Source organism: uncultured Phenylobacterium sp., assembly GCF_902826855.1.
In the GTDB taxonomy this organism is placed as follows: Bacteria; Pseudomonadota; Alphaproteobacteria; order Caulobacterales; family Caulobacteraceae; genus Phenylobacterium.
Genome location: NZ_CADEGK010000005.1, coordinates 50,583 through 60,664 on the forward strand (window position 1 = coordinate 50,583; position 10,082 = coordinate 60,664).

The following is a 10,082-nucleotide window of genomic DNA, read 5'->3' on the forward strand; positions in this document are numbered from 1 at the left end:
CTTAGGGGTAGGTATGGCGGCTCGGGTGGTGACCCTGGCGTTTCGGGGCGTTGAGGCGGTCCGCGTCGACGTCCAGGTGCAGTTCACTCGCGGCGAGTCGAAATTCTTCCTCGTGGGCATGGGCGACAAGGCCGTCTCGGAGAGCCGGGAGCGCGTGCGCGGGGCCTTCATGGGCCTGGGCCTGGCGCTTCCCTCCAAGCGCATCATCGCCAACCTCGCGCCGGCCGACCTGCCCAAGGAAGGCAGCCACTACGACCTGCCGATCGCGCTGGCGATCATGGCGGGCATGGGCATCATTCCGCCGGATGCGCTGGAGGAGTGGGCGGCGATCGGCGAGCTTGCGCTGGATGGGCGGATCACGCCGGTGGCCGGGGCGCTGCCCGCGGCGGTCGCCGCCGGCGCGCTGGGCCTGGGGCTGATCTGCCCGGAGGCCTGCGGGCCCGAGGCGGCCTGGGCCGGCGAGACTCGGGTGCTGGCCGCGCCGTCGCTGATCGCGCTCGTCAACCACTTCCGCGGCGCCCAGGTGCTGGCGCCGCCGAAGCCCGGCGAGATGCTGGAGGCCGGACGGGTTCCCGACCTGCGCGACGTGAAGGGCCAGGAGAACGCCAAGCGGGCGCTGGAGATCGCCGCGGCAGGCGGCCACAACCTCTCGTTCATCGGCCCGCCGGGATCGGGCAAATCGATGATGGCGGCGCGCCTGCCGGGGATCCTGCCGCCCCTCACGCCGGAGGAGTTGCTCGAGACGTCCATGATCCACTCGGTGGCCGGGCTGATCGCCAAGGGTCAGCTCACCCGCGCCCGGCCGTTCCGCAGCCCGCACCACTCCGCCAGCATGGCTGCGCTCACCGGCGGCGGCCTGAAGGCCAAGCCCGGCGAGGTCAGCCTGGCGCACAACGGGGTGCTGTTTCTCGACGAGCTACCGGAGTTCGGGACCCAGGCGCTGGACAGCCTGCGCCAGCCGCTCGAAACCGGCGAGGTGGTGGTGGCGCGCGCCAACGCCCACGTCCGCTATCCTTCGCGCTTCCAGCTGGTGGCGGCGATGAACCCTTGCCGCTGCGGCCTCGGCGGCGCGGGGCGCGGCGCATGCGGACGGGCGCCGCGGTGCCAAACTGACTACCAGGGCCGCATCTCCGGCCCGCTGATGGACCGCATCGATCTGCAGGTGGAGGTCCCGCCGGTCACCGCCGCCGACCTGGCCCTGCCCGCCCCCAGCGAAGGCACCGCCGAGGCGTCCGCGCGGGTCACCGCCGCACGGCGGCTGCAGGCGGAGCGCGCCGCCCAGGCCGGAGATGGCGTCCCGCTGCTGAATTCCCTGGCCGAGGGCGACTGGCTGGAGACCATCGCCGACCTCGACCCGCCCGCCCGGGCGCTGCTGTCGCGCGCCGCCGAGGCCGGTGGCCTCTCGGCCCGTGGCTGGACCCGCACCCTTCGCCTGGCCCGCACCATCGCCGACCTGGAGGGGACTGGTCCGGTTCGCCGCATCCACGTGGCCGAGGCGCTGATCTACCGCCGGATCGCCCCCGGGTCCTCGATGGGCGGTCCGATTGGGTCACCTGCGCTCACCGCATAGCAAGTCGTGGTTCGGGCCACTGGCGGAGCTTCCGGCGAGCCCGGATTGGTCACGCGTCGTGCAGCACGCGCCGCACACGGCAGACCGGCTCGTTCACCACACCTCCGCCATCCGCTGTCGTGCCTGCTGGCTCCGGCTCAGGCCTCCGCGGCTGGCGTCAGCGGGCGCGAGGCTACGCCTCGCAGACTTGAGAGGCGATCGATCTCGCCCCAGAACTCGGCGACCGTGTCGCGCACGATGTCGCCCGCCGGCTTGACCTTGTCGATCAGCACGGCGCTCTCGCCGCATCCGACCAGCGCCAGGTCGGTGCGGCCCTCGTAGAACAGCTTCATCGCGTCCCCCGCGTAGGGGTTGGACTTGTCGCCGGCTTCACCGCGGGCGACGGCTTCGGAGAAGGTATTGCGGACCGCGCGCATCTTCGGGATGAGCCGCGAACCGATGTCGATGCTGATGACCTCGTCCGCCTCGACGATGGCCTGCTTGTAGTTGTCATGCCAGGGGCACTCTTCCGAGGCGATGAAGCGGGTGCCCATCCACACGCCCTCGGCGCCCAGCGCGAAGGCCGCGGCCATGCCGTAGCCGTCGACGATGCCGCCGGTCGCCACAATGGGGATCGAGAGGCGTTTGCGGGCCTGCTGGAGCAGGGCGAAGGTGTGGAGGTTGTCGGCGCCGTTGCCGCCGCCTTTCTCCGCCCCGCCCAGAACGACGCCGTCAACGCCGGCGTCCTCCGCGCGTAGGGCCTCCTCCAGCGTCTCGGTCAGGTGGTAGGTGACCGCGCCGGCGTCCTTGATACGCTTGATGTAGCGCGTGGGGTCTCCGTAACCGGTGGTGATCAACTTGGTCCGGCCGTCCAGCGCCCAGTCCAGAGCCGCTTTCTCCTGTTCCGGGCGCCGCTCCAGGGCCGCGATCAGGAAGTGCAGGCCGAAGGGCCGGTTGGAGCGGTCGCGGACGATGTCGAACTCGGCCTGCAGCTGGGGGATCGGCAGCGAGCCGGTCTCCAGGAGGCCTACGCCCCCCGCCGCCGAGACGGCCCCCACCAGGGCGCCGCGGGAGATCAGGCCGATAGGCGCCTGGAAGACGGGGAACTCGGTCCCCGTATGCCGGGTGACCCGGTTGCCCTCGAACGAATGCATCTTGCCTGCTTCCCCTTGGGGCGCGCCCCCGGCGCCCGCCTTGGGGCGCCCGCGGTTTGCATCTTTGGGTATGGCCGCCAGGGCAATCAACGGCCAATTGAAGCGCCACTGGCTAGCGGGCTGGGGCCCCGGCTGCGGCGTGCCGATCGACGGCCTCGATCTCCGCGTAGCGCCGTGGCGCCGTCCAAGCGCCGTAGCCGATGGTGAGAAGCCCGAGAAAGCCCCAGATCAGGGCAGCTGTCAGATAGGCCCAGCCGCTGATCGTAGAATCCACCACCCGTCCCAGGTGGGTGACCACGACGAGCACCTGGAAGGCCGCAACGAAGAGTGGCCAGTAGCGGCCGCTGCGCAACGCCAACCAAAGATAGAGGCCCAGCAGGGCAACGTCGACGACAAGCATTCCCCACTGCGTCGCGCCACTGGCCGTCCCACCGGACATGCGAACGACGACCATCGTGAACGCCCAGTTGGCGAGCAGGCCGCCAGCCGCCAGCCGCTCGTCGTCACGACCGCGCCACACCGCAAGCGCGCAGACCGCCATGAGCGCCGTCGGCCAGATCCAGTGCGGAAGCTGATAGGCGGACAAGAGAAAGGCCCCCGGGAAGGTTTCCCGAGGGCCCAGCCTGTCAGACTTGAGCGCGTAAAGAAAGCTGAGCGGTCAGGCCGCGCGGACGGCGCGGATCTGGCGCATCTGATGTTCGCCCGCGCGCTCGATGGGCGCCGGCTTCGTCGTCATGGGGTCGCCGTTCAGCTTCACCGCGCCGAGGCCGATCTGGCCCTGGACGATGCTGAGTTCCTTGTGGGTCTCCACGATGGCGCGGCGGGCCTCAGCGAGCGCAAGGATGGCGGCGCTGGCGCGCTCCAGGGCGTCCTGTCCAATCAGGGCCGAGGCGCCGGCCTGCTGGCGCAGCTGCGGCATCATGCCGGTGAGATGTGCGGTCTTGCTGAGGGCGGCGTCGATCGCAGCTTCGGCGTCCCAGAGGGCGCCAGCAACCTGCTCGGCGACCATGCGGCGTTCTTTGAGCATAAGTTCTCTCCATGCGCGGCGGGGGTCCCGCGCGCTCTAAGGTTTCAATTGCTGGGTTTCCGGACCGTTGAGGTCCTTGGTTAACGGGGCCTAAACTCAGGCCTTGAGCAGGGTGCGCGCGAGGTCGCCCAGTTCGCCGAGACCCGCCAGCATGCCCCCGAAGGCGAGGGCGGTGATGACGGCAATCGCTGCAACGAGGCCCAGCCTCGCGGCTGGGCTCAGCTCATTTCGGCGGAGCCCACCTCCGTTTCGCCCTTGAAGTTCTCGTCCAGGAGAACCCAGGTGAGGCAGAGGATTTCGCGGAGCACCATCTCCGCCGGCTTGAACGGGGCCAGCTTGCGGGTCGCCGACACCAGGTGCCGGGCCATGTCCGCCTGCGCCGTCGTAGCCGACAGATCGACGAGCTGCCGCTCGAGCTGCGTCCAGGAGAAGTTGGGAAGAAGCTCCTCCCGCTTGGCCAGCGCCGGCCAGCGGGCCTCGAAGTCGTCGATCTCCCGGCGAAGGCGGAGGGCCTTGCCAATCACCGCCCTGTTCTCGAAGTTCGGCCAGTCGCCCATCGGAAGCCCCTTGTGTTGCCGGCTCATCGAGCCCGCAATCGGAGGCGGCGTCTGTCCTGATCGTGTCCTGTCCTGATGCGATCAGGACAGGATTAACCACGTCCACCTCGCGCAGAAGCTTGGCGGCTTGGTAGCGGTCGCCCACGCCGAGCTTGCGGCGCGCGCGGTCGCAGTAGGTGTCCACGGAGGTCTTGGACATCCCCAGCTCGCGCGCGATCTGCTTGGAGCTGAAATGCTGGTCGACCAGACGCAGGCACTCGCGCTCGCGTGGAGTAAGGAGGTCGACAGGTGTCATTACGCCCTCGAAGCGTACGGGGGTCTTGGAGCCACAGTAAACGATGCCTTGAACGTTTCGTCTACTTTGACGAGCAGATTGCCGGCTTCGCGCATGCCGCGCGGGCTGTTTTGACGCGGCAGCCGGCGTTTTTGCCGCGCTGATGGACGCTTGACCGCCCGTTAAGCCGTTCGCGCCTAAGGCTTGGCGACCATGCGCCGACCCCTTCGACCCCTCTCCGAGCGCCGCCCAAGCCGGGCGCAGATCAGCGCCGAGCAACTGGCCTCACTGAGCCACGAGTTCCGCACGCCGCTGAACGGCGTGCTGGGCATGGCCCGGCTGCTGGAAGGCACCCGGCTCACGGCCGAGCAGAAGACCTATGTGGCGGCTCTGCACGACAGCGGCCAGCACCTCCTGACGCTGGTCAACGACGTGCTGGATTTCGCCAAGCTGGGCGCTGGCGGAGTCGAGCTGCACCCGGCCGCGATGGAGGTGGAGGACCTGCTGCGCTCGGTGGCGGAACTCCTCTCGCCGCGGGCGCGGGAGAAGGGGCTGGAGATTGCCTGGGCCGCCCCAGCGCGGCCAGTGTACGCCCTGGCCGACGAGGGTCGCCTGCGCCAGATCTTGCTGAATTTCGCCGGCAACGCCATCAAGTTCACCCAGGCCGGCGGCGTGCTTCTCCGTGCGGAAGTCCCAGAGACCGGTCGCCTGCGAATCACCGTGGAGGACACCGGGCCGGGGGTCTCGAAATCCGATCGTGACCGCATTTTCGAGGCCTTCGCCCAGGCCGAGGCATCGCATGCGGACCTTGGCGGGGCAGGCCTGGGTCTGGCCATCGCGCGGCGGCTTGCACGCGCCATGGGAGGCGACGTGGGTGTCGAAGCCGCCGGGAGCCTGGGCGCCAAGCCCGGCGAGGGCGGCGCCTGCTTCTGGTTCGAGGCGACGTTGCCGGGCCTGCCTGGCGCCTCGCCGGTGGCGTCACTGGCGGGCCACACCGTCGCCGTCGCGTCGGCCAATCCCGTCGTCCGGGAGGCCGCTCGCCGCCAGATCGAGGCCTGCGGCGGCGCCGCCCGCGTGACCCATGCGTTGCCAGAGGCCATCGCCCGCACCAAGCCCGGCGACGTGATCCTTGTGGACGCCAGCCTGGCCGTCACGGGCGGCGCCTTGAGGCCGCCCCTCCAGCGGGCCGCCATCATCCTGCTGGCGCCGGACGAGCGCGCCGCCATTGCCCGCTACCGTCGCGCGGGCTTTGCCGGCTATCTGATCAAGCCCCTGCGCCGCGCCTCGGTGGCCGAACGCGTCCTGATCGCCGCCGGGACCACCACCGTCGCCGCTCAGCCACCGCGCGACGACGAGCGGATCGCCCAAGCGGCAGCGCCCGGCGCGCGCGTCCTGCTGGTCGAGGACAACCCGATCAACGCCCTCCTGGCCCGGGCCCTGCTGACGCGCGAGGGCTGCGACGTGGAGCATGCCACAGGCGGCGAGGACGCGCTGGCCGCGGTGGCCGTCGGGAGGTTCGACCTCATCCTGATCGACATGCGCATGCCGGTACTCTCGGGTGAGGAGACGGCGCGGCGGCTGCGCGCGGCCCGCGTGACAACGCCGATCGTCGCCCTGACGGCTTACGCTTTTGAGGACGACCGCCGCGTGTGCCTGGCCGCAGGCATGGACGATTTCCTGGTCAAGCCGCGGTCGCCGGATGCCCTGCGCGCCGTGCTGACGCGGTGGGCCCAGCCACAGCCGGCGAGGGGGCAGGCCCGCCGGGCCTAGGAGGCCGGCTGGACGAGGCCCGCGGCGCGCGCCAAGGTCGGCTGATCCGGGGCGACGGGGCCCTCGACCGGAGCGCAGATGAGCCTCGAGACCAGCGGACCCAAGCCCAGCGCGCTCAGCGCGCTCGCCGTCTTCGTGGAACGCCGCGCGTTGGTCATGCTGGCCCTGGGTTTCGCATCCGGCCTGCCCAACCTGCTGATCTTCGACACCCTGTCGCTGTGGCTGAGGGAATCGGGCCTGTCGCTGAAGGTGATCTCCATCTTCGCGCTGGCGACGCTCAGCTATTCCCTGAAGTTCCTCTGGGCGCCGCTGATCGACCGGACCCAGGTCCCCGGCCTGACGCGACTGCTGGGTCATCGCCGCAGCTGGATGCTGGTGCTGCAACTCCTGCTGATGGTCGGGCTGTGGATGATCTCCGGGGTGGACCCCGCGAAGGACCTGGCGCTGATGGCCGCCTTCGCGGCCCTGGTCGCCTTCGTCTCGGCCACCCAGGACATCGTCATCGACGCCTGGCGGATCGAGGCGGCCGAGGTCGAGAAGCAGGGCGCCATGGCCGCCGCCTACCAGTGGGGTTATCGGGGCGCCATGATCGTAGCGGGCGCCGCGCCGCTCCTGCTGGCCGAGGCCTACGGCTGGAGCTTCTCATACGCCGTGATGGCCGGGCTGATGCTCCTGGGGGTCGCCGGCGTGCTGGGCGCGCCGCGCGAGGAGGCCCATGCTATCCGCCCGATCCACGCCGAGGGCGTGCCGAGCCGCCCCCTGCTGGAGTTTCCGGAGTGGATCGCCCGACTGGCGATCTTCGCCCTGGGCGCGCTGCTGCTGGGTTCGGGCCTGGCCGCCGACGCGGCGGTGCTCTCGGCCCTCCTGAGCGCCCAGGGCGCCCATGATGCCGCCGATGCCATCCGCAGCGCCTGGGAGATGAAGCCGCAGGGGGTCTACATCCAGCTGGCGTCGGTAGTCGCGGGCTTGGCGGTGATTGTACTGTCCATCTGCCCGATCCCAGGCGTCCGCACCCGGCCAGGGGTCTACCTGTTCGCCGCTCTGGGCGATCCTCTGCGCGACTTCCTGCGGCGCTACCGCGGCGTGGCCGCGCTGATCCTGGCGCTGATCTGTCTCTACCGCCTGTCGGACTTCGTGCTCAACATCATGAACCCGTTCTACGCCGACCTCGGCTTCAGCAAGATCGAGATCGCCGAGGCGCGGAAGGTGTTCGGGGTGGTGATGACGGTGATCGGCGTCGGTTTGGGCGGCTTCCTCGTGGCTCGCTTCGGCCTGCTCCGGGCGCTGGTGGTCGGCGCCTTCGCGGGCCCGCTTAGCAACCTGGCGTTCGGGTGGTTGGCGGTCCAGGGGCCACAGCTCTGGGCGCTGTTCGTGGCCATCGGCATCGACAATGTCGCGGGTGGTGTCGCCGGCACCTGCCTGATCGCCTACATGTCCAGCCTGACGACCGCGGGCTTCACGGCCACGCAATACGCGCTGTTCTCGTCGCTCTATGCCCTGCCCGGCAAGCTGATCGCCTCCCAGTCCGGGCGGATCGTGGAAAGCTCGGCGGCCTCGGCCGATGCCGGCGGCGCCTTTGCGGCCCTCTTGCCGCTGTTCTCGCGGCTGCCGGCCAATGCCTACGCCGGGGCCATGGAGAGATCTGGGGTCACGCCCGCGGGCCTGGGCGCCGGATATTTGGTCTTCTTTCTGTACTCGGCCGTGATCGGCGCGGCCGCGGTCGTGCTGGCGTTCATCGTCGCCAAGCGCCAGGTCCAACTGGTGGATCCGCCGGCTAGCGGTCCAGGCAGACCACCTGGGCCACCTGCAGCTCGCGGCGCAGGTCGTCGGCGACGTAGAAGTAGTTCTGTGGCGTAATCGCCTCCCCGGCCGCATTGGCGTCGGCGTGGCCGCCGCTGGTGGTGAGGGCCGCCCCCACCACCTCGGGCGCGGTGGTATAGATGCGCCCGCGCCTGGGGCTCTCGGCGATGGTGACGCCCAGGACCCTGCCCTGGGCGTCCAACGCCGGCGCGCCCGACAACCCGCCCAGCGTGCCCTTCAAGCCCTCGGTGCGGCCGGTCTCGGCCCACACCAGGACCGGCTCGGTGCGCGCGCCGTGCCCACGCACCACCAGGTTCTCACGTCCGAGGAGCCGCGAGCTGGCCTCCCCGGGGGAGCCCTGCGGAAACCCCGGGTGGAACGCCCGCTGGCCCCGCCGCAGGGGATCGGTGAGCGCCAGCGGGAGAGGCGCCGCCCCGCCTTCGGTGAACAGCAGCGCCGCCTCGCCGTTGGGGTCGATGCGCACGTCGACCGCCACTCCGGTCCCGGGGCCCACCACGATGGCCACGCGCGCGCAGCCGTCGACCACGTGGCGGGCGGTCATCCACACCCCGGAGCGGGCGATGGAGAAGGCGGTGCCGGCGGCCGGCGCGGCCTTGGCGGGCACGTCCACGACGACCGCGGGGTCGAAGGGCGAGGCGGGGCCGAGCGCCTCACCCAGCGGGTCGGAACTCTTCGGAGGCGCCGGCGGCGCGTCGGCGCGCTCGTCGCGGCCCTGCGCCGCGAACAGCACCGCCACCACGATCGCGGCGTAGACCACCCAGTCCGGCAGCCGCGGGAACTTCATGTCGGCTGGCGGTCCATCTCAGCTGCGGGCCGCCGCGACCACGAGGGCCGTGGCGATCTTGGCGCCCACCAGCAGCGCCGCGGCGGCGGTCTCGCCCTCCTGGATGCGCTTGGGCAAGCCGCGCAGGATCATATCCACCAGCCGGAAGACCAGCAGCTGCACCACCACCGTGACCGCGCCCCAGAGCCCGATCTCGATGACGTTGGTCGAGGCCTTGAGCGACGCCGCCAGGGGGATCGCGAGGCCTATCAGCACGCCGCCCAGCGATAGGGCGGCCGCCGAATTGCCCTGCCGGATGAGGCTGATCTCCCTGTGCGGCGTGAGCAGGACGTAGAGCGCCGCTGCAGCGAACAGGATCGCCACCGTGACCCCCGCGTGCAGCAGGAAGACCGGGAACCCGGTGGCGAAGGCCTGGATCTCAGGCGATGGTGTCGGCATGCGGCGTCCCCCGTCACATCTACCCGCGACTCGTTAGCATGGACTGATCAACGATCAGAACGTCATGCCAACGCTTGCGCGGCGGCCGTCAGGCAGGTGATTCCGAGCGGCGCCGCGCACTCGCGCGCACCTTCTCGCTCTCGCTCTTCAGCTGGCCACAGGCGGCCAGGATGTCGCGTCCGCGGGGCGTGCGGATCGGAGAGGCGTAGCCGCCGCGGTTCAGGATCGCGGCGAAGGCCTCGATGGTGGACCAGGACGAGCACTCATAGCCGCTGCCCGGCCACGGGTTGAACGGGATCAGGTTGATCTTGGCCGGGATGCCCTTCAGCAGCTGCACCAGGGCCTTGGCCTCGGCAGGACTGTCGTTGACGCCCTTCAGCATCACGTACTCGAAAGTCACGCGGTTGGCGTTCGACAGGCCAGGGAAGGCTCGAATGCCGTCCATCAGCTCGGCCAACGGGTACTTCTTGTTCAGCGGCACCAGCTTCTCGCGAAGCTCGTCGTTGGTGGCGTGCAGCGAGATGGCCAGGCCGCAGCGGGTCTTCTCGCCCAGGTCCTTCAGCTGCGGCACGACACCGGAGGTCGACACCGTGATCCGCCGGCGCGAGATGGCGATGCCCTCGTTGTCGGAGATGATGTCGATGGCAGTGGCGACGTTGTCGAGATTGTAGAGCGGCTCGCCCATGCCCATGAAGACGATGTTGGTGA

General features: G+C 70.3%; 10 protein-coding genes and 1 pseudogene. 3 read left to right on the forward strand and 8 right to left on the reverse strand.

What is annotated here, in order from left to right; translation table 11 throughout:
* The first annotated feature begins 13 nt into the window (after positions 1-13).
* Positions 14-1,570: a YifB family Mg chelatase-like AAA ATPase gene (locus tag QZV94_RS01685; RefSeq protein ID WP_293676065.1), complete on the forward strand. Its 1,557-nt coding sequence runs from the start codon at positions 14-16 to the stop codon at positions 1,568-1,570.
* A gap of 137 nt (positions 1,571-1,707) precedes the next feature.
* Here QZV94_RS01685 and QZV94_RS01690 read toward each other — a convergent pair whose 3' ends face one another.
* The 5 genes and pseudogenes from QZV94_RS01690 to QZV94_RS25080 all read right to left on the reverse strand — a co-directional run.
* Positions 1,708-2,703, reverse strand: coding sequence for a nitronate monooxygenase family protein (locus QZV94_RS01690; protein ID WP_293676066.1), 996 nt, complete (start codon positions 2,701-2,703; stop codon positions 1,708-1,710).
* 112 nt (positions 2,704-2,815) lie between these two features.
* A complete protein-coding gene (locus tag QZV94_RS01695) occupies positions 2,816-3,289 on the reverse strand; it encodes a hypothetical protein (RefSeq protein WP_293676067.1) in 474 nt (157 codons plus the stop codon).
* Between the two features lie 72 nt (positions 3,290-3,361).
* A complete protein-coding gene (locus tag QZV94_RS01700) occupies positions 3,362-3,730 on the reverse strand; it encodes a hypothetical protein (RefSeq protein WP_293676068.1) in 369 nt (122 codons plus the stop codon).
* A gap of 218 nt (positions 3,731-3,948) precedes the next feature.
* Complete coding sequence (locus tag QZV94_RS01705) at positions 3,949-4,314, reverse strand: hypothetical protein (protein WP_293676069.1); 366 nt, start codon at positions 4,312-4,314, stop codon at positions 3,949-3,951.
* 100 nt (positions 4,315-4,414) lie between these two features.
* Positions 4,415-4,582 (reverse strand): annotated as a pseudogene (locus QZV94_RS25080) (response regulator transcription factor); the annotation flags it as partial.
* A 192-nt stretch (positions 4,583-4,774) separates the two neighbouring features.
* On the opposite strand from QZV94_RS25080, the gene QZV94_RS01710 reads away from it, so the two are divergent.
* Positions 4,775-6,331, forward strand: coding sequence for a response regulator (locus QZV94_RS01710; protein WP_293676070.1), 1,557 nt, complete (start codon positions 4,775-4,777; stop codon positions 6,329-6,331).
* 78 nt (positions 6,332-6,409) lie between these two features.
* Positions 6,410-8,188, forward strand: coding sequence for an MFS transporter (locus tag QZV94_RS01715; RefSeq protein ID WP_293676071.1), 1,779 nt, complete (start codon positions 6,410-6,412; stop codon positions 8,186-8,188).
* On the opposite strand, the gene QZV94_RS01720 is transcribed toward QZV94_RS01715, so the two are convergent.
* The 3 genes from QZV94_RS01720 to rlmN all read right to left on the reverse strand — a co-directional run.
* On the reverse strand, positions 8,106-8,936 hold the full coding sequence (locus tag QZV94_RS01720) for a serine protease (RefSeq protein WP_293676072.1): 831 nt from the start codon (positions 8,934-8,936) through the stop codon (positions 8,106-8,108). The genes QZV94_RS01715 and QZV94_RS01720 overlap by 83 nt on opposite strands.
* An 18-nt stretch (positions 8,937-8,954) precedes the next feature.
* The gene (locus QZV94_RS01725) at positions 8,955-9,374 is read right to left on the reverse strand and encodes a DUF350 domain-containing protein (protein WP_293676073.1); all 420 of its coding nucleotides are present in this window, start codon (positions 9,372-9,374) and stop codon (positions 8,955-8,957) included.
* A gap of 88 nt (positions 9,375-9,462) precedes the next feature.
* Positions 9,463-10,082 (reverse strand): 23S rRNA (adenine(2503)-C(2))-methyltransferase RlmN (gene rlmN, locus QZV94_RS01730; protein WP_293676074.1); only part of this gene is annotated, 620 nt, incomplete at its 5' end.